This window comes from Burkholderia sp. BCC1977 (genome assembly GCF_905339595.1).
In the GTDB taxonomy this organism is placed as follows: domain Bacteria; phylum Pseudomonadota; class Gammaproteobacteria; order Burkholderiales; family Burkholderiaceae; genus Burkholderia.
This window is the reverse complement of record NZ_CAJPGQ010000030.1, coordinates 64,073-90,443: the sequence shown is the minus strand read 5'-3', so window position 1 is coordinate 90,443 and position 26,371 is coordinate 64,073. Positions and strand designations below refer to the sequence as shown.

Below are 26,371 nucleotides of genomic sequence, written 5' to 3'. Positions count from 1 at the left end.
TATTTTTTGCCCAGGCGCGTGTTTTTACGTATATCTATAGCTCACCACCGCGCGTCACTTGCCCCGCTCGAAGCAGCAACGTGCAGTAAAATTCAGAAATGCCGAACGAACCGCGACTCATTCCTATACGCCAAATTCGTGCCGTCTACGACGACAGCACCATCCGCGTTTACCAAGCCTACTCAGACACCATCGCCGATACTACGCTGGCGAACGGAACATTCGTTTCTCCACCGTTCAAGATGGAACGTATGACGTGGATAAAGCCGTCATTTCTTTGGACGATGTATCGATCTGGCTGGGGACAAAAGGATCCCAATCAAGCTCGGATCCTCGCGATCGATATATCGCACGATGGCTTCGCGTGGGCATTAGCTCACAGTTGCCTGAGCCATCCCAGCGAGTCGACGAGTCCGGAACAATGGCAACGTATAAAGGAAGAAAATCCCGTGCGAATTCAATGGGATCCGGAACGGGATTTGCAGTTGCAGCCTCTGACGCATCGTGCAATCCAAATCGGCCTGAGTAAACAGGCCGTTGATCTCTATGTACAGGAATGGATACAACGAGTATCGGACGTGACTCAGCTAGCACATGACATCCATGCGCTAGTCAGAGCCAATAGGTTTGATGAAGCTCGGTTAATTTTGCCCCACGAAGAACCATACCAGCCGATTCCTTCCTCCCAGAAAAACAAGCCTACTCCAGACAACTAAATATCTAGTTAAGTGTATGACCCGAATGGACCATACACGACTGCGCCCCCTTCAATCGCCTCTTCAAACGCAGCCTGATCGGGCAAGGAAGTAGCCTGATCCTTCCACACATCATTTACATGCTTCGCCCAGTCCTCCATTCTCATCTCGTGGATGGGCTGGAGGATTTCTTCTGGATGCAGGCCATCTTCAATGAGTCTCGTCAAGCACTTTTCAGCAGCTTCTGCATAGTCCCGGCCGGAAGCGTAACAGCTCACATACGCTCCCTCAAGCGACGATGGCATTATCGACGGCTCCATCCGCTTAACATGGAATGGAATAATAAATATTTTTCCCACTTCAAAAACTCCTATCTTAAATTCTTAGGATCAATAATCCGAGCAGTGCCGGTTTTTATTGCATCCCGAAGCCACTGAATCTGCTCTGAAGTACGCAGACCAAATTGATCCACGGCTTTATTCACATCCACCACCAGTGGCGCCGTCGGATTCAACGTTGCAGCTCTACTTTTATCATAAACGGCGGTAGCTCTCAGTCTCTCCAAAATCGAGGCATCGGCATCAACCGCAGTAACAGTAGCATTGCCGCCGCGATTCACGAGTGCAAATTCTTGAGCTCTTTGTGGCTGTCCAATGTTGACAAACAAGGCCCGCTCATTGCCTGAACGGGTCGTAACTATTGGGATAGTACCGTCGCTAGAGATTCGCGGCGCGAAACCTATGTCGTCCACTCTGTACACCGTAACCGTCTCGCCTGTTGAGGCCTTTGCTGCTTGCCGCGACAATGCTGCGTCAAGTACGCCCGCAGTCTTCATCGCAAGCTGCTCAGGAATCTGCCCAAATATCGTCAGCGCAAACCCGGTTGCATTTCCAGAACGCGCAGCGAAACCACCGTCAGTTTGGAAATACGGAATTTGCGGTGTCGGCCCGGCCCCAGCTCCCGGAGGAAGCAAACCAATCGCTTCGCCGCCTCTCACAGCCGCGTGACCAAGCGCAAGAGCCCCATTCACAAACTGCGTCGGGGTGTTGGCCAAGCCCTTCACGTAGTTCCCGGCGTCCGACGCCATCTGTCCCGCTGCAACTCTCCATGCCAGCAGAGTATTTTCAGGATTGCCGCCTGCATCGGCCAGCATGATTGGACGCTCTCGGTCCGGGAACCCCATCGATGGGCCGAACAACAACGACGATGCGCTATATGGAGCACGAGATGCGGCGAGCGCATCCGCAGAAGCCGTACTCGTCACAGCATCCAACGTCGTCATCGCACCACCAGCAACACCAAACAACCCGGCATTACCGTTATACGACGTATCAAGTGGCATAAAGCCGCTACCGACTCCGCCAATCGCCCCCGGCAGAACCTGCCCGTTGACTGCCGCGATGGCCTGTTGAGTCAGCAGATCGGTCGAACTAGGCGCACTGCTTTTCGTGCTCGACGCACCTTGCACCCGGTCCGCCACCATATTGCCAACGGTGCTGGCCACCGCGTCCGCCGCGATTGCCCCAATGTTGCGCCCAAGACTGCCGCCGCGCACCAAGGTACTCGCCGCACCAGCCGCCACGCCAGCGCCGACACCCGTTACAAACCGCGCCATGTTCGGATCGAAGCCCGACGTCACCGAACCGAACGCCTGACCTGCCCCATAGCCTACACCCGACGCAATCGCGCTGGCCGCCACACCCGTCCAGTCGAAACTATGCTGAACACCAGTGATCACACCCAGCCCTTGCGTGATCGTCGATCGCGCTGCGCCCGCCGCAACTGCGGCGCCAGCTTCACCCAAGATTTTCGACAGCGCCCCACCAATGCCGGCCCCGCCTAGCCCAGCCGTCACGCCTGAGGCCGCAGCGCCCAAGGCCACGCCTTTCCAGTCGAACCCGCGCTGTGCACCGCCGGCAATCATCACGCCTTGCGAGGCAATTGCCCCAACCGCCCCACCGATCGCGGCCGCGCCGAGCCCCGCCACGCCCAGCGAGCCCGTCACCGCGCTCACGCCGGTCGCAAACAGCCCGCCGGTGGCCGTCGCACCCAACGCGGGTGCCGCCGCTCCTGCCGTCACCACCGTCGCTACAGCGGCCACGATGATCGCAATGATCGGCATGAACCCGCCGCACCCGCCGGGTCCCGGCGGAGGGGGCGGCGCCGGCAGCGTCGGCTGCGTATCGCCGATCGCGCGGCCCGGGTCATACGGCTTGAACGTCTCCGACGTGTTGTGGACGTTCGTCACCTTGTTCGGAATCTTGAGTATCTGCCCCGACTTCAGCCCATCCTCTCCCTTCAACCCGTTCGCGTCCGCCAGGATGTACCACAGCGTCGCGTCCCCCCACACCGCCGACGCGATCGACTGCAACGTATCGCCCGCGCGCACCGTCCAGCTGCCCGCCGCCGGCCCCGGATACGCATTGTCGACTCGCATGAAGTTTTCATCGAAGTCCGCCGTGCTGATCGGCTTGAAGATCTTGTACCGATCGTCGCTGCCCGTCCCCAGTCGGCCGGCAAGCTCCTGCACGTAGTCAACGTGATCGACTCCGTCGTTGCCGACGTTGCCCACTCGATGCCCGTTCAGGTAGTAGTACTCGTGCTTGTAGTCGCCGCCCGCACCCAGCACCTGCCAGTTCTCGCCCCAACGCACCTGCACCAGTTCGTCACGACGCAGCACCTGGCCCTGTTGGTCCGTCCAGTAAGTGAGCCTGCGCGACTTGTCCGCCTGCTCGCCGCCGTCGTCGTACACTGTCCTCAGGTTGCCGTTGACGTCGTACTCCATCAGGCTCTTCGCCGGCTTCCAGCCCGGACGGTTCGGGGCGCTCGCCTGCGATGTCACCGTCTTCTGCTTCGCGCTGTCCCACCACTCGTACCCGTAAGTGGTCGTCACCGATGTGCCGGTGCCGGAGATCGGCCGCTGATCGACCCGCGTCACCGTGCCGTCCGCCATCCGCGTATAGGACGTGGTCTGCTGCGCGACGTTGTCGCGTTCGGTCATCAGTTGACCATCCGCGTCCCAATTACGCTCCAGATCCACCAGCCGAGTCGTACCGTCCTTGTCGTACGACGTATAGCGCGTCACCCGGCCCGCCGCGTCGTTGGTCCGCTGCGCGTACAGCTTTCCGTTGATCGTCTGCGTCGTCAGGTAACCGTTCGCGTCGTACGCGTAGATTTCCGTGCGCCCGTCGCTCGCATACCGGGCCAGCGTCCGCTCACCCGCCGCGTTGTAGCCGAGCTGAACACCGTCCGATCCCGCTCCGCCCATCACAATCGACACGCTCGCGTCAGCCGCGCTCGTCGCCCGCTGGCCGGTCGACAACTGTCCCATCGACACCGTGAACCGGTTCAGTTGGTCGTATTCGTACCAGTACTCCTGATACGTCTTATGGTTGTCGCGCAGGTCGTAATATTCCGCCAGCATCCGGCGGCGATTGCCCACCGCGTCGTACTCGTAATACACGTTGTATTTGAGGTCGCGAATCGCCGTGACGCGGTTCATCGCGTCGTATTCGACCACCGTCTGCGCGAACACGTAGTTGTCCGCGATCGAACGGAACCGCTCCTGTGTCCGGTTGCCGTCGAATACGGTAGCGCATCATCACCGCCTAAAAACACCGACGGCCGCTGTTGCGGCCCTCGATCTATTGATTAATCCCAGCCCCACTCAAACTAACTTGCGGGTCCAAAGTCCATATCGCCTTCCATAGTCAAACACATACACCATGAGCACCCTAGGCCAACAATATAATGGTGCTGTGGAACACTGAGCAATTCGGGAAGAATCTTTCTGATGGTGGTGATCGCCCCCTCTAGTGCAAAGTCCGTCGAACTGTCCCCAACGTAAATTACATCACCTGACAAGGCAAATTCAGCAGCCATTTCATCAAAGAAATCTGCAAACCTTTCAGCTTGAAGATCATCTTTCACCTCAACACGTCCAACTGATCCCGGGACCCGATTCCAATCGATCTTTGAGCCGGCTGCCGGATACACATCCGCCAGTTTTTTAAAAATTTCCGATGAATTCCCGATTACTCTTAATTCACCAGAATCAAATAATTCCTTTAAATTCTCTCGAAGCTCGGATTCATAGAAATTCGCACTCATCGTCATTTCCTGTATTGTCTTACGATCTGATCAACTGTTGATTGACTGCCTTCGAAGGTAAAGTGTGGCCCCTTTTCCTTGCCAGCGAATACGTTAATATGAGCACCACTTCTCTCATCATATTCAATACGAAATCCAACTCGACCGTCAGAGGATTTCATCCCAATCGGCTTACCAGCGCCATCACCAAACTTTGCGAGGGTCGGTTGTTCTGCTTTGAAGCCTCGGGCACCCAACCATTCCATTGCAGCCTTTTGGGCCTGATTGAACTCCTTGAATTCGGTCTTCGCACTGCTTGACACGGAAGACGAATGATCTTCGTTACCGCTATTAAAGATTGCATTTCTTGGCACCAAGCCCGTTACAGCCCTCGCCAAACCGATTGCACTGGGTCCAACCAGCGCCAACGCCGGACTTGTCGGCGGAGGCATGCCACCACCCCACATGATCCCATTCAGACCATTGGCAACCCCTTGGAGGAACAGGTCGATCTTCGACTGCGACGCCCAGTCTCGTTGGCCAGAGGCTCCCGTCATCTCCGCTTCGTCAGTGCGCGTGTAGTTCCCGCCCATCGGCGGCCAGAAGTCACCCGCCACTTGCACACCGGGCCGCGGATCCGCAAGGCTCGCCCGGAAGGCATCTCCTGCCAGTTGCGTCGGTGCTGCCGGGATACCCATACCCAGCCCGTTCAGCAGCGTCGCAGCGCTATATGTCGAAGCTGCGCGAGACGCCGCTAATGTGTCGACTGACGCGGCACTGGTCACTGCGTCCAGTGTCGACATCGTCCCACCAGCAACACCAAACAATCCGGCGTTGCCGTTGTAAAACGTATCGCTTGGCATGAAACCGCTACCAACGCCGCCGATCGCCCCCGGCATAACCTGCCCGTTGACGGCCGCGATGGCCTGCTGCGTCAACAAGTCGGTCGAACTTGGCGCACTGATTTTCGCGATCGACGCACCTTGCATCCGGTCCGCGACCATATTGCCAAACAGGTGTCTTTGACGCGAACTGCCTTCTTAAAGAGCGCAAACCCTTATAGCACACGGCTTTCCGGCCCATCAATACGGCGAGGGGTACTTTTTGCCCAGACGTGGGTTTTTACGCCGAATTTAATTCATCACGCGACACTATGGGCACTCGTCGGAGGAGAAAGCACTTCCCCTTCGACGAGTGCATCAACTCAGCAAGGCTGATTACACAGTTTTGCCTAGATAGCTGGCCAAATCCGCCTGAGTCAATCCCGGAGTTCCAAGTTGGAACCATTTTTCAAAGTAGTCGGGATACGGTAGATATACTCGTCCGCTTTCCTTGACTGGTCCAGCTTGCGCCCCATACTTGGCGACGAACCGCAAGTGCTCTATCGTCATTACATAGGCGTCGCGTTCATCGTCATTAGCAAAGATCGCTTCACCAGTAACGCGATATGGTGAATCACCAAGAATCAGGTCCACCAAATCCGATGCCTTCCCCTCTTCCAGCAATTCCAGAACGGTTTCCTTGTCAGCAGCACTCAATTCAGTTCCCCAATCTAGCTCTAATATAGATTCCATTCACGTCAATCTGTTTTTACCCTAGATTTATCAGCGACTTCCCCAGCGGAGTATTTCTAGCAGCCTGTACAGGAGACATCCCCCTCCGTAGCAATGTTAAACTCATAGATTGCCTTATTGGTCAAACCAAGCTCAGCCGATATAGACTGAACGTTCGATACACCAAAATTCTGTATGGAATTCGAAATCATCTCAGCGCCAACACCGCGCCCAACTTCGGTGGTCCGGTAGAAATTAATAAACAAATTCCCCGTTTCCGGCCTAAATGTCGATACGATTTCTGAACGAATACCCATAGCCTGCACCGCATTACCAGAGGCATCGAATTTTTGTCGCGACGTCAATTCAAGAATATTTGTGCCGAGCGACTCAGATGCATAAGTCAGTCCAGTCGGTGATGCGGGATTAAAACCGCCGGCGCCTAGTGCACTTATATATTGACCTTCCGGTACAACATAAGTCCGAATACCGGGCACTGCTCGGCCCAAAATACCGTCGACCTGTGGACCAAACGCTTCGCCAGCCGATCGCAGCATTGCTTGGCCTTGCTGTCTTACCAGCGCTGCCGCCTCTCCTTCAACACCACCAATGCCGAGCGATCCGGCATTGATAATCAAATCTTCCTTCGTTCGCTGCAACTGCCCCGGACTGAGCATCTCGCCCGAAACCGGATTCAGCCCATAGGGGGAGAACAACGCAGCTGTATTGCCGACCAAATTCTCAACAGCGCTATAGGCCGCTCCCAGGATCGCTCCGCCCGGCGTACTAGCAACTGACGGATCCGACAGACGGTCACGCAAGCTCGGCGGAAGTACTCTGACTTCGCCGTACTCCACCGGGAAAGGCCTGAGAGCCGGTCCGCCCGGAATCTCGACAGCCGGCACATACGGCGTCGGCACCGGATACGCCACTGCGCTCGTCGGCCCATTCGAATCAATGATCGATGCGCTGCTCGATGACGCCATCAAGCGCAGCGCCTGCTCTGTCGACAGCCCAAGGCTCGCCGCAGTCGAATCAAACGAACTGCTTGCCGGTTGCAATCGAGCATTGGCTGACCAAGCGAACTGCTTGCCAGGATCGACTGGATACGCGTCCTGCACCATCGCATTGACATCACCGCCAACGCCGTAAAGCGCACTCGTGTTGGTCCCGGATTTCCCGATGGATGCACCTTGGATTCGGTCCACCACCATATTGCCAATGGCACCGGCCACCGCATCCATCGTAATCGCGCCAGCACTGTTTGCCAAGCTACCACCTCGCGCAACTGTACTCGCCGCACCCGCTGCTACACCGGCTCCCAGCCCCCGAACCGCCATATTGAACGTATCGGCACGAAGCGCCGACGACGACATCCCGTTAAACGCATCACCATACTGCCACTGCCCAATCACCTGCGTTGCACCATAGGCTGCACCCGATGCGATTGCACTGACTGCCACACCCTTCCAGTCGAAGTTGTGCTGCAAGCCGGTTGCGACACCAATACCTTGTGCCACCGTCGAACGCACTGCCCCTTGAAGTACCGCCGTCCCCAAACCGTTCGACGTACCTGCGTTGGCCCCGGTAGCAGCACCTGTCGCCGCAGGCGAGATGGCACTCGCCACACCACCGGCCACTGCCCCGCTTACTGTCCCAAGGGCAACGCCCTTCCAGTTAAAACCACTTTGCTCACCTGCTGCAATCAACACGCCTTGACTCGACATAGCACCCACGGTTCCAGCCACTGCCCCAGCACCAACCGCTCCCGCTGTCGCCGCGGCCGCTCCGCTGAACCCAACCGAAGTCGCGAACGACGTGGCGTACGGTGCCAAGGTCCCATACGACACGACCGTCGCCACCACCGCCACCACCACGGCAATGATCGTCGCCAACCCACCGCAGCCCCCATTCTTCCCCGGCGGCGGCGGCGGATCCGGCAGCGTCGGCTGCGTATTGCCGACCGCCTTGCCCGGGTCATACGGCTTGAACGTCTCCGACGTGTTGTGGACGTTCGTCACCTTGTTCGGAATCTTGAGTATCTGCCCCGACTTCAGCCCATCCTCTCCCTTCAACCCGTTCGCGTCCGCCAGGATGTACCACAGCGTCGCGTCCCCCCACACCGCCGACGCGATCGACTGCAACGTATCGCCCGCGCGCACCGTCCAGCTGCCCGCCGCCGGCCCCGGATACGCGTTGTCGACTCGCATGAAGTTTTCATCGAAGTCCGCCGTGCACATGCGCAAGGTGGCCGGGTTCGGCTGACCATCGACATGCTGCTGGACCTGGCCGACGAACTCGGAACCAGCGTCACGGATCTGATTGGCGAACCGGCCCACCTGCCGACTAAACCCGGTCCTGCGTCGCGGTTGCAGCAGCAGGTCGACGCCATCAGCCAGTTCCCGCGCTCCAAGCAGAAGCTCGCCTCCGATCTGCTCGATACCGTGCTCGCGCGGTAGGCCCGCTTTCTTTTTAGCCGCTCACTTCGAGCCGCTCTTCTCCCCACGCGACTGCCGGGGTTGGGGAACCTATTTTTAATTTCTAAGTACAGAACAACGACGGCCGCGGCACTGGAGACAGGACCGTGCCGCGCATGCAGTGCGAACGACGCGGTGCAATCTGCACCATGCCGCAAAGCCACGTCCGTACTGGCTTTGCGCGATCCGCGACCACTGCAACGACGTTTCACCGCTCAGGAATGTGGTGCGCCTCAAACCCGCGCCACGCTTGGCTAAGCGACCGGTTTGCACGCGTTTTGGCGCGTGCGTCATGTCTGTGCCATTTCAAGGGGGTGGTACGTTTTGGACCAACACGATATTTACGCGGCAAACGGAACCGACGACAGCGCGACGGCCAGCGCTGGAATTCGGCAATTACCGACGTCGAACCCGACCGTCGCGAACGACGTACATCGCGTCATCGCTGACGACTGGCTGCGTGGCGCGATCGACGGAATCCGCGTAATGCACTTCGATGACGACGAGCGCCTGCGCATCGCGAGAGGGCTTTTCTGACGCGTCAAGCGCAGATACAACAACGCCCGCAAAAACGGGCGTTGCTACAGCTATTGATGATCGAGCAGACACAAGCACTGCCAGTGCACGCTATCAGCCTGCCGCCCTATCTTCGCGGTAAATGGCGTGCGCCATCTCGCGCGCGTCATTTAGAGGAATATCAAAGACGCCGCTAATCAGCACAATGCATTCAAAGTTCTTGTACCCGTCACCCCGAGCTTTGCGAAACACTTCTTGGGGTGATGCACCGGCGTCCTTCATCGCGATATATGGCGTTGGATCGTGGTGAAGCTGTTCGCTCATTTTTGCAAATCCTCCAGTCGGCGCAGGGTGGGCACGTACTTATTGAACCCAAATGAATTGATGAGAACAGGCTCGCCTCGCGTGAACCCTCTACGGACCAAGATATTCGCAAGCGCATTATTCTGGAGATCTGCTCCAAATAGCTCCAGTTGGCGAACGCCAAGCGTAGTGGCGAGGGAACGGGACCTGTTTGCGAAGCTAAGAATTGCCCCACTACCATCGCTCACAACATCCCAAATCCCTGCGCGAAGGGTGTTGCTTTCAAGCTGGAATATTGTTGCTGTCTGATAGATCGTTGCCGGGTCTTCGAAGATAACCTGCTTACCCTCAAAGAACATGCGCCGCTGTGCGGAATCCAAGCCAAAGTTCTTCAGCGCACCTACCGCTTCTCGTGTCGGAGCAACGACAAATTGGCTGCCCGAAGCGCTAATGCCGCTTCCCGACACTCCGCCATTTTCAACGACATATGTGCGAAGGCCTGGCGTCGCGCGCACAACCAATTGGTCGATTTGCGGCCCAAACGTCTCGCCTGCGAATCGCAGCGCGCCAGGTGCCTTAACAGCCAGCGGCGCGGCGCTCAGCGCAATTTCCCACGGCCTCGTTGGCACCGCCCCAGAAATCACGTCGCCCAAGGCTCGCTGCGCACCGGCCAAGCCACTGAGCCCAACAGCGTCGAGCCCATCGGCCATCATCGCGTTACCGCGTCGAACAGTATCCGCGAGCGCTTGCAGCGGTTGAATTGGGCGATCAAGCCACTGCGCAGGTCGGCTCAGCGTTGATTCGTTGCTCCAGCCACCACGCCCCAGATCAAACCCGGCCGCGTCATCCGACCAGTCGTTCGATCCACGCCCCAAATCGAATTCAGCCAGACCGCTGCGAGTCGCTGCTGCTTGACGCGCGGCCGCCGCATGTTCGGCTCGCTGCTGAGCCAGTGCCCAGTTCGCCGATCCTGCAAACTCCGATCCGAGTCGCTGCGTGAGCGCTGCATTTTCAGCACGCGAGGCGGCAAGCGCGTCATTGGCCAGTTGACCAAACTGATCTTGCAAACCATCAACGAAGGCCTGTTCCCGGAGCCCTGCATCCAGTTGAAGATCCCAGTTCGCCTGGGTCGCAAACTGCTGTCCGGGATCACCACCATAGGCGCGGACCGCGTTGGCCGTCATCGCATTGACGTCGCCACCTGGGCCGTACAACGAGCTTGCGCTCGATGTAGCCCGGCTCGCCATGTTGTCAGCGACCATATTGCCAATGGTGCCCGCAATCGCGTCCATCGTGATCGCGCCCGCGTTGCCGACCAAACTACCACCTCGTGCAATTGTACTCGCTGCCCCTGCGGCCAAGCCAGCACCTAGCCCACGAGCCGCTGCGTTAAATGAATCGGCTCGAAGCGCTGCCGACGACATCCCGCTCCACGCATCGCCGTACTGCCACTGCCCGACTGCCTGCGTCGCACCATAAGCAGCCCCCGACGCAATCGCGCCCACCGCCACACCCTTCCAGTCGAAGCTATGTTGCAAGCCTGTTGTAACGCCAATGCCTTGCGCGATCGTCGAGCGCACCCCTCCCTGCAGGACAGCAGATCCGAACCCATTCGACGACCCGGCACCTGCCACACCCGTTGCAGCTGGCGACATGGTACTCGTCACCCCACCTGCAACCGCACCGCTCACCGTACCCAGGGCAATGCCCTTCCAGTTGAAGCCGCTTTGCTCGCCAGCCGCAATCAGTACCCCTTGGCTCGACACCGCACCTGCTGTGCCAGCCGCGGCGCCAGCGCCAATAGCTCCCGCATAGGGCGCCAATGCACCGTAGGAAATCACAGACGCGACTACCGCCACAACAACAGCAATAATGGTCGCCATCCCGCCGCAACCACCACCCGCGCCAGCACCACCGTAGACAATCGGCGGAGGTGGCGGTGCCGGTACAGTCGGCTGCGTATTGCCAATGGCCTTGCCCGGATCATACGGCTTGAACGTCGCGTAGGTGTTATGGATGTTCGTGACCTTATTGGGAATGGTCAGTACCGTCCCCGCAACCAGTCGATCCGCGCCATCCATGCCGTTGGCATCGGCAAGGATGTACCAGAGCGTCGCATCGCCGTAGTACGCAGCCGCCAGAGATTGAAACGTCTCACCGGTGCGCACTGTATGACTCCCCGGCGCAGCCCCCGGATACAGGCTGTTGATCGGCTGGTAGTTGACGTCGAAGTCGGCCGAGTTGGCGGGCGTAAAGCGCTTCCAGCGATCATCGCCCGGCTGAGTAGCCGCCGCGTTCGCCATCTCCCGCGCGTAGTCGATCCGGTCCACGCCGTCATTGCCGACGTTGCCAACCTGATGCCCTCCCATGTAGTAATAGCTGTGCGACGCTCGCGCGGTATTGAAATTGCCGATTTCGTCCCGCTGCAACACCTGACCGTCGCCATCCGTCCAGTACGTGAAACGACGGTTGGCCGCCATATCGATTACTGCCTTCACGTGGCCGTTCACATCGTAGGAAAAGTTTGAGAATCCCGGGGCCCAACCAGCCACGCTCTGATTCGAGGCCTGAACCTTGATGTTTTTCTGCTTGGCGGTGTCCCACCACTCATACTCGTACGTGGTCCGCGACGTCGTCGCTTCGCCATACGTTTGCGTCGCCGAGAGCGTGCCGTCGGCCATGTATTCGTAGCGCGTGCCAGTGCCGCTCAGGTTGTTGCGCTCTTCGCTCAGCAGGTTGTCTCCATCCCATCTCCGGGACAGATTCGTGGCCTGCTTGCCTGATGCATCCCATTCCTCGTATGAGGTCACGCGCCCGGCCAAATCGTTACTTCGTCGCGCACGCAAAACGCTATTGATCCGCGTATCAGTCAGCAAGCCATCGGCGCCGTAGGTGTAATCCTCCCGATGACCGTCGTAAGCGTAAATCGCTTGTCGACGTTGGCCGGCAAGGTCGTAAGCGATGGTCACACCATCACCACCATTTCCGGCAACCACCCGGGCCGAACTGTCGTTCGCACTGGCGCCCCGCTGACCATTGATGAGTTGCCCCATCGTTACGGTGAAGCGATTCATGCCATCGTATTGATACCAGTATTCCTGAATCGCCTTCGAGCCGGTAATCCCGTCGTTATACCGACTGAACATCCGGACGCGGTTGCCGACCGCGTCGTATTCGTATTCAATGGTGTACCGGGGATCGACGATCTTGATGACACGATTGAGCACGTCATAAGTCACCTGCGACTGCTGGAAAACATATCGACCGTCAGTCGCCGTGTAGCCCTCGAAGGTTCGGTTACCGTTGCGGTCGTATTCATAGCGGGCATCGGTGCCTCCGCCGCCATCCACCATCCGTCGGATCAGGCCGTTCGCGTAATACTCGTATGAGATGTTTTGACGGGAAGTCGATGTTTGCTTGGCGATCAGACCGGCATAGTTGTACGTATACGTGAAGCGACGGCCGCCCCGATCTGTGTGGCTCGTCGTTCTACCGTAGGCATCCAACACATCGACCAGCGTACGACCGTTCCTGTCGCACATCGTGATGGTCCAAGTGCTCCCCGTAACCTGATACCTGTAAGTAACGTTGCGCCCCTCCGCGCTCACTGTCTCGACGACACGGCCGTCATAATCGTAGTAGGTCCTGTCACTCAATCCCAACGCATTGACATGTACGATGCGGTTGCCTGCGCTGTCGTACCTGTAGATGTCAGTCGCACGCTTACCGGTATTTAAGTCGCTCGTGAAGAGCGGGCGATCGATGCGGATCAGATGGCTCAGCTTGTCGTACGTGTAGTCCGTGCGTCGCCAGGTGCTTCCCTCGACCTGTTCATTAAAAATACGCAGATTGCCGAACTCATCGTAGCCGGATATACGACTTCCGCCATCAGACATACCATTGGCACGTATGCCCTGCCACTCCCGAGCAACACTAGGCACGAGCAATCCGTAGTTCAACCGTTGCGTGGTCAAATTGCCATTGGCATCACGCGTACCGACTACGTTACCCGCCAGGTCATAGTAGTAGCGGGTCTCGGGCGTCATACGCATGACGAAGCCGTTGGCGAGCGTAACGTCCACCTCCGGGTCACACCTCGAAACAAGGACACCCAGTGTGTTGTACTCGAGCCGCGTAACGTTGCCCCGCCCATCAATTTCCGAATCGACCTCGCCGAACGCATTGTGGGTTTGCTGTCGATGGATCGTGATGGCGGTGTTATTCAGGCCACGAATCTCCCACAACACTTGTGTGCTTTTGACTGGATCCTGCGGGCTGAACGTACCGTCAACGCGCGTCAGTAATTTCGACGGTCTCGGGAAATTATCGTAGTAGATTTCATAGAAGTACTCGTACTCGACACCAGGATTCAGCACACCGAAGGCATCCCAATGCCACATCGACGTACCATCACCGTCGTAGCGGTACAGCGCGTACCACGGCCAATACTGACCGTTGACCATACCGGCAACCTGTTTGAATTCGTCAGCGCTCCCTTTCGGGCGATAGCTGAGCACCATGCGATTGCCATCAGTGAAACCACCCGGATCAAACGCAATGTTGTAGGACGTTCCCGTTTGCTGAAGGCTCGCGAGCCGAACACCGTTTGTCCCTGTCGTAATTGTGCCGGAGGCCTGATACACCATGTCCTGCTGCAACGTATAGGCCTCGATTCTGACTTGATATGCACCAGGCCGCCGCATCGGTAGATACGTCGTATCAAGAACGAAAACACCCGGTTCAAGACGCTTCGGAAAGGTGTAAGCCCACTGACCCGAGGCATTCTGGTAATAAACACGAATCTCGATAGCAGATGTCGGCACCGTCTGAAAGGTAATCGTCGTTTCCGCATCAACCCCGGCAAAAGACAAACCAATACGGCCCGCCGTTGGATTCGACGTCCCTTGCAACGTCTGCGTTGTGCCCCCTGAATCCGTAACCGTCAGTACGACTTCGTAGTCGTTCGGCAACAAGCCGCCGGTGTTCCAGGTAAAGCTCCCCATGGCACCCAGCGAACTCAGTTGTACCGAGGCGTACCCACCGGTCGATCCTCGCGGCCGATACTGGAGCGTGGCCTGAACTGCGCGCGCGCCCAGTGCCGATTGCAACTCGTAAAAATCGATCCTGCCTTGATTGACGACGAACGTCCCGGCACTGGTCGCTTGGAACGCCGCATTCAGCGCGCCAGTAGCTGGCCCTGCGATGCGCGCACCGCTCGGCACGCGCAAGCCGAACGCATCGCGTCGCAGGAGCGTGCCGTTGGCTTCCGTGGCAACGAAAGCAAACTCGTAATCGCCTGCCGGGAGAAAAGACAGGTCCAATCCGTACGAACCCGCTGTCGGGAAGGTGCTCAATGCGAGTTCGCTAAACGGCGATGAACTCCCAGCAGGACGCATGTACAACTTGGCGGTGGATGCAGTCGACAACGAGCCAGTCGCGAGTTGCAACCAGTTCGATTTTTCCAATGATGCAGTTGTTCTACCATCAACGCGCGTGTAAGCGGCCGTTCCACGCGGAATCGACAGTCTCTCGCTAAGCGTTGAAATATGGACCTCTTCGCCCGTGCTCTTGATACGGATATACACGTTGAGCGTATACGAAAAGCTACCATCCTGTGTGGCTGCGCCAAACTGTATAGGGACGTCACCCCGCAGGTAACTCTCCTCGGAGTAGAAATCCATATGCCCCGATGGTGATCCGGGCGAAATCTTGCCGGGCGACAAACTGCTCACGCTGATATTCGTCGCGCTGTAGTCAAGTGTAACGTGCACATCGTACTGCCCGTAAAGTGCTTGAAGTGCCTCATCTGCATCTTGCAGATCAACTGCGACACGACCATTTTCCCCCCCTTTGTAGTTCGCAGCGTTTGTCCAATTGGTATAGTCGACGCAGATGCCGAGAAATCCCTTCACTGTCCCGCCACCGACAAACTTCCAGGAATCAGCGTTTACCGGAGGAACAGGCCGTCCCGCACCGGTATCCGCGCCGAGCAGCCCCCCGCCTACAATAACGGATACGCGGTTTTGCCCGGCCACACCAATCTGGGTGCCCTTCAACCCCAGCACATCACGTGACCCGCTCATCTCAGGCTGAATGATGTCGATCACGAGATTGCGCTTGTCGTAAACTGTAAAGGTCTGCGCCACATCGCTACGCCCCAGAATCTGGTCCATCGTCAGCGAGCACAAATTCGTCGCCTGTGATTCCATCTGCAACGTCGCGTTGCCGTTGGCGTCGTACACGTACGCGCGCGAAATGCCACGATCAAAATTCGACTTCACCACCCGTCCGGCGTTGTCGTACTCCGCAAAGTACGGCAGATTCGAAGCTGAAGCAGATGCGTTGTTGTACATCCCCTGGGCCGTCACCTCCCCGTAGACGTTATAGATCGTATGCGTTCGCGGCCCGCCCTCCGACCAATGCTGAATCTGTTGCCCTGCGCCGTCGTAACGGAAGTAATTTGCTTCCTGCCGCGTCACGTCATCTGCATCCGAACGGATGAACGTCGCCAGCGTGACATTGCCAAGCACGTCGTAGCCGTAGTCGGTCGTGACGCCATTCGCATTGGTCTTGGTGATGAGCCGTCCACTCGTGCCGTAGTTGTAGATCGTCGCTCGATCGTTAGCCGTGTTACCGTCCGAACTACGCTGGGTCTCGCGTACGACGTTGTTCAGGCCATCGTAAGCGTAATCCGTCGTCGCCCGGACCAGATTTCCGAGATAGTCGTTGAACGCCGGCAATTGCTTGCGAAGCTGTCGCCCAAGCGCATCGAAGGTCCAGCCGTATTGGCTACCGTTCGCGTCTGTGCGTCGAATCAAGTGACCTTCGCCATCGTAGATGTAGCGATTGCGCGCGCTGCCGGTCTGTTCAGTCAATCGCCCATGGCCGTCGACGCTGGCATACCGCACCTTCAGGCGCAACTCGCTCGTGACGCGGCCATTTCGGTCGTAGGTAAAGTCGGTGATCCGGTCATCGGGGCTGTTCGGCCACAACGCCAGCAGCGCATCGCCCGTCGCGCCTGCGTCATAGCTTGCCGGCCGTCCCGCAAAATGCGTTTCCTTCACCACGTTGCCCATCGCATCGCGCGACCACGCCACCGCATAACCTTCAGCATCGATCTCCAGCACCTTCTGACCGAGCTTGTCGTAATACGAGGTAGCTCTGTTGCCATTACCGTCGATGGTCGCGATCACCAGGCCGAGGGCATCGTATTGGGCCCCCGTAACGATGTCGCGGACGTCGTACCTGTACGCACCTGACTCCGCATCGTAGTAGCCGGTATTGACATTCACGATGCGCGTCTCGATCAGCCGGTCAGCGGCGTCGTACGCGTAGCGCGTCTCGCGTACGTTGGCAGGCATGTTCGGTGCCGGTGGCGTCGCTCCAGCTGTCCCCGTGACCGCGACGCCATAGATCTTCTGCGAGACGACGCTGCCCGCTGCGTCGTAGCTCCAGTTCGTCAGCATGCCCAATGGGCCGACTTCCGCGATCCGGCGATCGGTCGCATCGTAGTACCAGAATGTGGTCCGGCCAACGGCATTCGTCTGTTGCGCGAGGTTGCCCCGCACGTCGTACGCGTACGTCTCGGTCGGCGTGGTGCTACTCCACATTTTTGTTGCCGCGTTATAGACCGAAACGGACTCGCCGATTTTCTTCGTCACGCGAGCCAGCGTGTCGAACTCGTAGCGGGTCACACGTTGCTCGGGAAGTCCGGTGGCTTCGACGACCGTCACACGATTCCCACGAGCGTCGTATTCGAACCGATTGACGACCGGCCGTCCATTGGACAACACCGGCAACGTCTCGGACAGCATCAGGCCGCGGCGATCATACGCATACGCAAAGGTACCACCCACCTTGTTGGTGTAACCCGTCCGATTGCCGAAAGCGTCGTAGCAGTATTGCTCCTTGTACCCTTCGGCGTCGGTCGATTCGATCAGGCGATCAAGTTTGTCGTACGCCAACAGCGTCACGGCATCGCTCACACGATTACTCACCGGACGAATGCTCGTCCACAGCGTGCGTTCGTCGATCACGCGCGGACAGGCCTTCGCGTAGTGCGTCACCTTGGTCGGCTGGCCCGACGGACTGTACTCCGTCGCGATGACGCTCCCAACGGCGTTAACTTGCAGGACGTTGCGGTTAAGTTGGTCAAAGTAGAAATAGGTGTTGTTGCCCTTGGCGTCCGTCACCTTGACCGCATTGCCGAACACGTCGTAACCGGTTGTCGTTGTGTAGCCTAGCGCATCCGTCACGCTGGTACGATTACCTTGGGAATCGTAGCCGTAACGCGTCGTGTGCTCGTTCGGATCGGTAGTCGCAATAACGCGCCCAAGCCCGTCATAGGCGTAAGTCGTCGTGGCCGCTTGCGGTGTACCCCAGGCCCGCGTTTCCGAGATTGCACGCCCCGCTGCATCGTATTCTGTATGCGTCCCCATCTTGTAGGTGGCATTGTTGTAGGCGCGCCAAGTTGTGACCGTTCGCCCCATTGTATCCAGATCGTAGTGCGTCGCTGTTCCAAGCGTGTCCACGGTCTCGACCAAGCGGCCGGCCTTGTCGTAGCGGTATTGGGTGACGGCCGAATCCCCCCGGTTAGTCATGGTCGGATAGCGCTGCAACAGCGCCACCGTACTCAGGCCACGCGCATCCGATGCGGCCGGTGCCGCATAGCGCACGCTGAACGTCACACGCCCAGCTGTGTCGTAACGTTGAGCTGTTATGTAATTTTCCGGGTCAATGGTCAAGAACAGACGGCCAGCAGCATCGTACGCGTAAGTGGTCGTACGATCGGTGGCCGCATTGGCCGCACTACCCACCCACACCTTCAGCGCTGCTTCCGTCGCCCCCCGTACGCTCGAAAACGCTGCGGCAAATTGCGTTTTCTCCACCACATTGCCACTAGCGTCGTAACGGTTTTGGGTCACGTTGCCGATCGGGTCGATGGTGTAGACTGATCGATTCGCGACATCGTACACAGTGCTGCTGATGCGATCCTGCGCCATCAGCGCCGCGCTGCGACGCTGGACGGCCGCATCGATTTCGGCTTTGGAGAAGCTTCCTGCGACCGTGCCGGCGAAACGCGTGGTCGATGTCACGTTCCCGTTAGCGTCGTAGGTGAAGCCAACCACGTTGTTCAACCCATCGACCGTATAGACCAACCGACCATCAGCGTCGTACGCGTAGCGCTCAATGTGATCCTGTGCTGCTGCCAACACGCGCTTTGCCAGGTCCTGTCCGCTCGCCGGCCCCGGCAAACCAGTCAGCGAAATTGTATTGGCATACGCGCGCCGCACCGTCAGTCGCCCCTCGGCGTCGTATTCCTGCGCAATCACGGCGCCCGTCGGCCCCACAGACCAAGTCTGACGCCCTTCCGCATCGTAGGCGTAACGCGTCACACCTCCGGCCGCACCGGTGGCAGACAGAACATTGCCGTTGTTGTCGTAGGTGTATCTCGTCGTTAACTTTAGGCCGACCGGATCGACGATCGTACTGACCAGCCGCCCGCCCTGGTCGTACACGTGCTGGGTCACGCGAGACGTAGCGCTTCCGGCGCCCTCCGCAACGGTCAGAACGTTGCCGAGTCCGTCGAATGTGAACGTCGTCGTCAAGTTCAAACCACCCGGATCCTGTACAACCGAGATGGCCTGCCCATTACGGTCATAGCTCGTCTGCGTGACCGTCCCGGACGGATCGGTCACACGAATGACTTGGCCCTTGGCATCGTAGGTATAGGTCGTGACCAGCCTCAACCCATTCGCATCGACGGTTCGCGTCAACACCCGTCCTGCCGCGTCGTACGACAACCTAGACAGAATGCCGAGTGCATCCGTAACCTCGATCAGGTGCCCCTCCGCATCGTACTTCTGCTGGGTCGTTCCCGCAGGCGCGATTGTCTCGACCAAATTGCCGCTCAGGTCGTAGCGATACGATGTGGTATTGCCTCGCCCGTCGGTCAACGCAATGATCTGTCCCAATTCGTCGTACCGGGTCGTGGTGCGAATACCTTCCGGCATCGTTACGCTGATTTCCCGGTTGAACTGCGCGTACGCATACGACGTGGTCGCACCTGTGCGATCCGTGCTCGTCAGCACATTACCGAACGCGTCGTAGGTCAGCTTCGACTCGGCGCCCGTTCCGTCTGTGACGATGACCACGTTGCCGCTCCGGTCGTACTGCGTCTTACGCACCACACCGTTCGCGTCGGTGTTTTGCACGACCCGACCGAATGCGTCATAGACGACCGATGTCAGCAGATTCAAGCCGCCGACGTCGTATTTCTGACGAACGACCATGTTCCCGCGCTTGTCGAAGACAGATGACTCCCGCACGCGCGCGTTTGCCGAGATTTCCTGTACGACGGACGTCCGTTCACCGAACGCGTTGTACTCGTAGAATGCGCTGAAACCCTCTGCGTCAGTGCGTCGCGTCAGGCGGCCAGCCGCGCTGTATGAGAACGAGGTGATCGATGCCTGGCCATCGTCGCCCAATGCATCAAACGCCTGACGCAATTCGTCCGTCAGCGCACCGCCCTTCCGCATCGAAAGCGTCCTCGCAACGCGTGTAGCGTAGGCCGTCGTCGCGCTCAGATCGCCAAACGTATCGTAGGTGTAGGCAGCAACTTCACCGACCGGATTCACGACGTGAGACAACCGCCCTGCGTGATCGTAGTAATACAACGTGGTGTTGCCCATCGCATCCACCATCGCGGCGCGATTTCCGGCGGCATCGTAGCGATAGGTCAGGCCGTTCCGTGTCCAGACCGCATCGATCTGCGTTTGCGTTGGGTTCGCGCCGAGCGCCTGCAGCTTCGCGGTTCCCTCCCCAGTCAACTGGCCGATCAGGCGTCCTTGCGTATCGTAGCGATAGGAAAGCGTGCGATTCCGTACGGATTCCGAGATCAGGTTGCCCTGATCGTCATAGGTATAGCGCGATGTTACGTCGCCGCCGTCCGAAAAATCGGTCCGCTCGACCAGGCGGCCCATCACGTCGTAGGCGTATGCGGTCCGCTCGAGATGACCCGGCGTCGACGCCAACGCGAGCGCCGACGCAATATCGAATGTAAAGCGCGCGGCAATCGTGCCGCTCGTCCCCACCATGAACGACGGCGTGACCGAGGCCGACTGCCCTTTCTGGTCACCGAGCATCACGTCGGTAATCGATAATCCATTTTTCGCACTGCCGTAGCGGAACTCGATCGAGTGGTTGGCAAACGGCACGGTACTGTTCACTGGTACCGAATAATCTCCCCCCGCCCCCGGTTTCAGGGGCACCGTTCCGCCCCTCACGCCATCGACCCACACCTCGATGGACATCGCAGTCGTAATGTTCGCCTTGAACTTGACCGTCATCTGCTGCGGCGCAGATAGTTGTCTCGCATCGATCTGCTGGCCTCGGACTCGCTCGACGAGGTTTCCGAACGCGTCGTACCGGTAGCGCGTCACGTAACCCTCGCCATCGATTTCGGTACTCAATCTGCCACTCGCGTCGTAGACGAAATTGACGTGAACATCCTGCGCGCTATCGCGCGGACGCAGCGATGCAATCGTACCCCTATCACGCAATGCCGTCGCAGTCGCCGTCGCGTAGCGGATCGTCTCGACGCGCTCGCCCGCGCCGTTGTATCGATACTCGGTCAGATAGCCGGATGCATCGAGCTCGCCAGTCAACCGGCCGTCAGCATCGTAGAAGTAGCGCGTCGTGCGATCGTTGGACGAGTCCGCAGTCGGCAGATCCGCTACCGGTTTCGCGCCAGAGATGGTCACACGGTTGGCAAATGCCGTCACCGCAATCGGCCGGCCATGCCCGTCGTATTGGGTCTGCGTCACGAAACCATCGGCGTCGATCACGTGGCTAATCGAATCAGTATCCCAATATACCCAAGTCGAGCGATCTCCCTGACTTACTGCCGGACGCAGTTTGCTGCTTTCGAGTGAGAAGGTCGTGTTGGTTCCGGCAACCGTTATCACCGGACTACCATCCGCATTGACCAACGAGGCGAGCTGCGTCGCCGTGAGACGCACATCATACGTTACCGTCCGTGTCAATTTCCCCGTCGTGATCGCGTGGACATATTCGGTCAATGTGCCGTCCGGAGTGATGTCAGCCACAATCTGCCCGCGGCTGTTGTACAGGTAGTGCGTATTCCGCCCCAGCGTGTCGGTCGTCATCCGAAGCCGTCCGTTCGCGTCGTAAGCGCTCTTCGTCTGCGAGACGACCCTGCCGGCAACCGAATCCGCCACGCCGATCGCTTCTCCGACCGCGTTGTATGTCGACGTCCGCGTCAAGCCGTTGTTGAACGTGATCGCCACCGCATGCGTGGCGTCGTCATAGCGATACAGCGTCGATACTCCTGCGAAGTTCGTCGATGACAACAATCGCCCCAGACCGTCGTACGCAAATTGCTCGACGCGCGTCTGACCCGTTACGCCGTCGATATGCTGAAGCACCCGACCAAACGGATCGTAGACGTAGTGGGACTGACTGATTCCGCTGGTCAGATCGCCACTTCCGTCTGCTTGCAGCTTCGTGTAGCGCGTCACACTCGCGACCTTGCCACGATAGTCGTAAGTCATATCCGCACGCCGTGCAGCGCGCAGGTCCACACCAGTGAGCCACGATTTCAATTGCGCTTCGTTCAGCGCATTTTGAGCCGACAGGTCGCTGATGTTGTAAGCTGCATCGGTATACTGAATTTCTGAGGTTCTTTGACCAGCAGCGTTGTATCGATATTCCGTTACGCGCCCGTCGCCACTCACAACAAAGCGCAAATGCCCAGCTGCATCGTAAATGTAGCGTGTCGTTCGTTGCGGCCGCGCCGGATCATTGTTATCGGTAACGGCCTCAGTCAACACCTCATTGTTCGGGCCGTACGTGCGCGAGACCGCTGCGGATGAATCGGCTTGCTTGATCAGATTTCCCAAGGCATCGAACAGAAGCGTGACAGTCTTTCCGTCCGTCCTGTATTCCCGAAGCACTTTTCCGTTCTCGTAGCTGATCCTCAGATATTCGAGTTGAACATCAGCACCCGCGACTGACTCAATCGACGTCAACCGTCCCTGCACGTCATACTTCATCATCTTCGCGTAGCCCAGCGGATCAGTGATCGTCGTAGTATTGTTAGCCGTGTCGTACGCGAGCTTCGTTACACGCTGGGCGCCGCCGTCTCCCCGCTCGGAGATCTTCACGACCCGATACTCGCCACCGATCAGTCGATAGCCGAACGAGACCTGGGCTCCATCCGACTGCGCGATCGACGCAATCCGGTTGCTCGTGCCATCGTAGGTATACGTAGTCTTGAAAACCCGGTCATCCGCTATGCTATTGTCTTCCGGGCTCAAATCGACGATCACCTCGGACAGTCGCCTCTGCGTGTCGTAGACGTAGCGCATGGCGGTCGACGTGATCGTCTGCCCGTTCGCGTTGCGGTAGACGCTGCGCAACGCACTCAGTTGTCCGGTCGCGTTGTACTCGAGGTTCGTGACATCGCCATTGGCCGTGGTGACTTGCGACAGTTTCCCAGCCGCGTGGTAGACATAATTGACCGTATTGCCATCTCGATCCTTGCTCGACACCAGTCGACCGCCATGCGACGCGTCGTAAGTTTCCGTCAGAGATCCCACGCCATCGCGCCACTGCCACGCGTTTGACGCGCAGTCGAACGCCAGCGTCGCGCGCGCGACCGTGCCAGTCACATCGGCCCGGCCTGCTCCATCACCGAACGAGACATCAGCACCATTCCACGCCGTCGACACATAGGTCTTTCGTGTCGCCTCATACCCGAACACCGTCGTCGATCCGTCCCAGTCGGTCAACGTGACCGAACTGCCTGCTGCATTCAGCGAGCCGGCGAGGCCCGTCACGGTCCGGGTCCCGCCCGGCCGCCAGTTATCGCCTCCGATCAGGCCGAGACTGTTGTATGCGCGATAGACCGCCCCGTTCACGCCCTGCCCCAGCAACATCTGGTCTCGATCCTGGATGATCAGGTTCCCCGTCGCCGCATTCACGTACACCCGTTCGCCCGTCTGGCCGAACGACGCATTGCCCAACTTTCCGTTGTTGCCCAGCCCCAATGCCGACGACGACTGCAAACCCAGACCATTACCGGTGACGATCGAAACCATCTGTGCCTCTGCTTGTTCGAATAGATGAAAGCGCGCACGCTACGTCGCGCCAGATGAACAAGTTATCGGGGCTTTGAAAATTTCGTTTAGCAATCGAGATTATTTTCAGACATGTCCGATCAGTTTCCCTTCCTCAAGCCGTCGCCCCCTCACTTTCTCCATTCGTTCATTGACACGTGTCGCCCGGATGATGCATATAGAGCCATTCTGAACTGACCTGCCGTCCAATCCGTTCGCCGGGAATCCATTCATGCACACCACCACGTCCTCGCCCGAAGACCGCGTCCAGCGCCTGCTGTCATATCTCTCGACCGACCCGACGAATCGATCCCTCAGGATCGATCTCGCCCATGCCGCATTCGATTCCGGCCAGCACGACCTGTGCGAGAGAATGCTCGACGCGTTGCGCCAGGACGAGCCTCAATCGGCCGCGCTCCTGAATCTGGAGGGTCTGAATGCGTTGGCCCGCGGCCTGCCGGAACGGGCCATCGAGGTGTTTCGCTCGATCCCTGCAGCCGCTCGCGGAGCGGTCGTGCAATACAACGAAGCGTATGCACTGGCATTGACGGGGCAGTACGAAGAAGCGCTGAATTCGTTGACGGCTGCCGATCCGGCCGCCATGCCATTGGCGGTTGCACTGCGGATCCGCGTGCTGCATCATCTGAAGCGGCTGGAAGAAGCGCTCGCACTCGGCGAGCAATACGCCGAATCCGTGCCCGAAATCGCCGCGCCGTATGCCGTCGCACTGTTCGATGCCGGAAACGCCGATGCGGCCCGAACATACGCCCAGCGTGCCGGCCACTCGCCGGATGCATGGGTCATCCTGGCACTCCTCGACCTCGAGACAGGCGCCATCGATGCCGCCGAATGGCATCTCGCCAGGGCGCTCCAATACCAGCCGGAACATGCGCGCGCCCAGCTCGGCATGGGGCTCGTGCAAATGGCACGACGGCAATTCGACGCTGCCGGCAACACATTGTCCGCCGCGGCACGCAGCTTCCGGTCTCATTCGGGGGCATGGATCGCGGCAGGCTGGGCATACCTGTACAAGGGTGATCTCGCCACGGCACGCCGGGCGTTCGACACGGCCGTTGCCGTTGACCGCACCTTCGCCGAAGCGCACGGATCGCTCGCCGTCCTCGATATCAAGGAAGGATTGCTTGCCAGTGCGCGCACCCACATCGAAACCGCGCAGCGACTCGACAAGGCTTGCGCTTCCGCCGCACTTGCACTCGGCATGCTGCAAGACGCCGAAGGCGAAAGCGTGGGTTCGAAGGCGACGATCGATGCCGCGCTCCGCCGCCCATTCGGCACCGACAATCGAACGCTTCTGCAAAGATTGGCGACGTATACCGGCAACCAGCGCGCGATCGAATGACCTGGCGCCCAGATGCGCTCGTTGAGCGCGATGATGCGATCGGATCGGCCACGCTCGGACCGCGGTAGGTCGATCGTCCTCGCTTCTCGCCGGAAAGACATTTCGAGAACGCATGCGAATCAAGTCAGCCATTTATTTTCAGACCTGTCCGATTGTCCGTCATCCCGATTGTTGAGAGGATTCTCCACTCTTGGGGGATCCTAAATTGACATCTGATCAAGCGCTGCACATGCTGGCGCAATTGTTCTGGAACAGCTTTCTGATCGCGGGGCCCATTCTCGGCGCCACCCTCGCAGTCGGCTTGCTCGTCAGCGTCTTCCAGGTCGTCACGCAATTGCAGGAGATGAGTCTCAGCTACATCCCGAAGCTGATCGTGGCAGCGGTCGCGATCGTCGTGCTGGCCCATTCGATGCTGTCGCGGCTGGTGGGCTTCGCCGCGGCGCTCTTCAACACCATTCCGAGCCTCGGATAACACTCGTGGCGCCGCTCGACATCAACGCCAGCACCGGCTGGGCGCTCGCCGTGTTGCTGATCGCGATGCGCATCGGACCGACGATCGTGCTTGCCCCGCCGTTCTCGCTGATTCAGGCGCCTCTGCGCGTACGCGTGGCGATGACGCTGGCGCTGTCAGCCTGCATCGCCACACCGGTTTCTCCCCGCTTCGCACACGATGGCGCGCTGCTGGTCATCGCGCTCGCCACCGAACTGCTGCTTGGCCTGGCGATCGCCTTCGCGCTGCAGGCCGCGTTCGCGGCATTGTCGCTTGCCGGACGCGCGCTCGACGTCCAGGCCGGATACGGCCTCGCCACGGTCATCCTGCCGGGATCCCGCACGCAGTCTCCGCTGTTCGGCTCGATCCTGACGCTGGTTGCCGGCGCGATCTTCTTCGCGGAAAACGGCCACCTCGCGCTGCTGCAACTCGTTGCTCGCACGCTCGACATTCTTCCACCCGGGCAAGTACCCATGCTCGGCGGTCCCGACTCGTTCATCCGCTACCTCGGCGTCGTGATGACGCTGGGATTCGTCGCAACGCTGGCCATCACGCTGACGCTGTTTCTGATCGACATCACGATTGCCTTCCTGTCTCGCGCATTGCCGCAGATGAATGCGCTGCTCCTCGGCCTGCAGGTCAAGACGATCGCTACCCTGACCGTGCTGGCGATGTCGGCCGGCCTGCTCGGTCCCGCGACGCTGCGGCTGATGCATGCGTCGCTCGATTTCGTTTTCTCGCTGGCCTGAC

14 protein-coding genes are annotated in these 26,371 nt (G+C 58.9%); 6 read left to right on the top strand and 8 right to left on the bottom strand.

The genetic code is table 11. The features are described 5' to 3' along the window. Positions 1-98: 98 nt before the first annotated feature. Entirely contained in the window at positions 99-716 is a 618-nt protein-coding gene (locus U5771_RS23430; RefSeq protein WP_322026163.1) for a DUF4291 domain-containing protein, read from the top strand. An 8-nt stretch (positions 717-724) separates the two neighbouring features. Here U5771_RS23430 and U5771_RS23425 read toward each other — a convergent pair whose 3' ends face one another. From U5771_RS23425 to U5771_RS23400, 6 genes are all read right to left on the bottom strand, one after another. Then, positions 725-1,054 carry a hypothetical protein gene (locus U5771_RS23425; RefSeq protein ID WP_322026162.1) on the bottom strand — a complete coding sequence of 110 codons (330 nt, stop codon included), beginning with the start codon at positions 1,052-1,054 and terminating at the stop codon, positions 725-727. Positions 1,055-1,065: 11 nt separating this feature from the next. Then, positions 1,066-4,230 (bottom strand): LysM peptidoglycan-binding domain-containing protein, encoded by a 3,165-nt coding sequence (locus U5771_RS23420; RefSeq protein ID WP_322026161.1) that lies wholly within the window; start codon positions 4,228-4,230, stop codon positions 1,066-1,068. Between the two features lie 137 nt (positions 4,231-4,367). Then, positions 4,368-4,805 carry a hypothetical protein gene (locus tag U5771_RS23415; RefSeq protein WP_322026160.1) on the bottom strand — a complete coding sequence of 146 codons (438 nt, stop codon included), beginning with the start codon at positions 4,803-4,805 and terminating at the stop codon, positions 4,368-4,370. 2 nt (positions 4,806-4,807) lie between these two features. Further along, entirely contained in the window at positions 4,808-5,773 is a 966-nt protein-coding gene (locus tag U5771_RS23410) for a hypothetical protein (protein WP_322026159.1), read from the bottom strand. 228 nt (positions 5,774-6,001) lie between these two features. After that, positions 6,002-6,358 carry a hypothetical protein gene (locus U5771_RS23405; protein WP_322026158.1) on the bottom strand — a complete coding sequence of 119 codons (357 nt, stop codon included), beginning with the start codon at positions 6,356-6,358 and terminating at the stop codon, positions 6,002-6,004. A 56-nt stretch (positions 6,359-6,414) separates the two neighbouring features. Further along, positions 6,415-8,547 carry a LysM peptidoglycan-binding domain-containing protein gene (locus tag U5771_RS23400; RefSeq protein WP_322026157.1) on the bottom strand — a complete coding sequence of 711 codons (2,133 nt, stop codon included), beginning with the start codon at positions 8,545-8,547 and terminating at the stop codon, positions 6,415-6,417. Between the two features lie 63 nt (positions 8,548-8,610). On the opposite strand from U5771_RS23400, the gene U5771_RS23395 reads away from it, so the two are divergent. Together U5771_RS23395 and U5771_RS23390 are read left to right on the top strand one after the other, a co-directional pair. Continuing rightward, positions 8,611-8,796: a hypothetical protein gene (locus U5771_RS23395; RefSeq protein WP_322026156.1), complete on the top strand. Its 186-nt coding sequence runs from the start codon at positions 8,611-8,613 to the stop codon at positions 8,794-8,796. Positions 8,797-9,138: 342 nt separating this feature from the next. After that, positions 9,139-9,351 carry a hypothetical protein gene (locus U5771_RS23390; protein WP_322026155.1) on the top strand — a complete coding sequence of 71 codons (213 nt, stop codon included), beginning with the start codon at positions 9,139-9,141 and terminating at the stop codon, positions 9,349-9,351. A 93-nt stretch (positions 9,352-9,444) separates the two neighbouring features. Here the strand turns inward: U5771_RS23390 and U5771_RS23385 are convergent, their stop codons facing one another. Together U5771_RS23385 and U5771_RS23380 are read right to left on the bottom strand one after the other, a co-directional pair. After that, positions 9,445-9,654, bottom strand: a complete 210-nt coding sequence (locus U5771_RS23385; protein ID WP_322026154.1) for a hypothetical protein — start codon at positions 9,652-9,654, stop codon at positions 9,445-9,447. Beyond that, a complete protein-coding gene (locus U5771_RS23380) occupies positions 9,651-23,753 on the bottom strand; it encodes a LysM peptidoglycan-binding domain-containing protein (RefSeq protein WP_322026153.1) in 14,103 nt (4,700 codons plus the stop codon). Before U5771_RS23380 ends, U5771_RS23385 begins: the two co-directional genes overlap by 4 nt. Before the next feature lie 250 nt (positions 23,754-24,003). On the opposite strand from U5771_RS23380, the gene U5771_RS23375 reads away from it, so the two are divergent. From U5771_RS23375 to U5771_RS23365, 3 genes are all read left to right on the top strand, one after another. Then, complete coding sequence (locus tag U5771_RS23375; protein WP_322026152.1) at positions 24,004-25,131, top strand: tetratricopeptide repeat protein; 1,128 nt, start codon at positions 24,004-24,006, stop codon at positions 25,129-25,131. Positions 25,132-25,360: 229 nt separating this feature from the next. Continuing rightward, positions 25,361-25,603 (top strand): flagellar biosynthetic protein FliQ, encoded by a 243-nt coding sequence (locus tag U5771_RS23370; RefSeq protein ID WP_322026151.1) that lies wholly within the window; start codon positions 25,361-25,363, stop codon positions 25,601-25,603. 5 nt (positions 25,604-25,608) lie between these two features. Further along, positions 25,609-26,370, top strand: a complete 762-nt coding sequence (locus U5771_RS23365) for a flagellar biosynthetic protein FliR (protein ID WP_322026150.1) — start codon at positions 25,609-25,611, stop codon at positions 26,368-26,370. Position 26,371 lies beyond the last annotated feature (1 nt).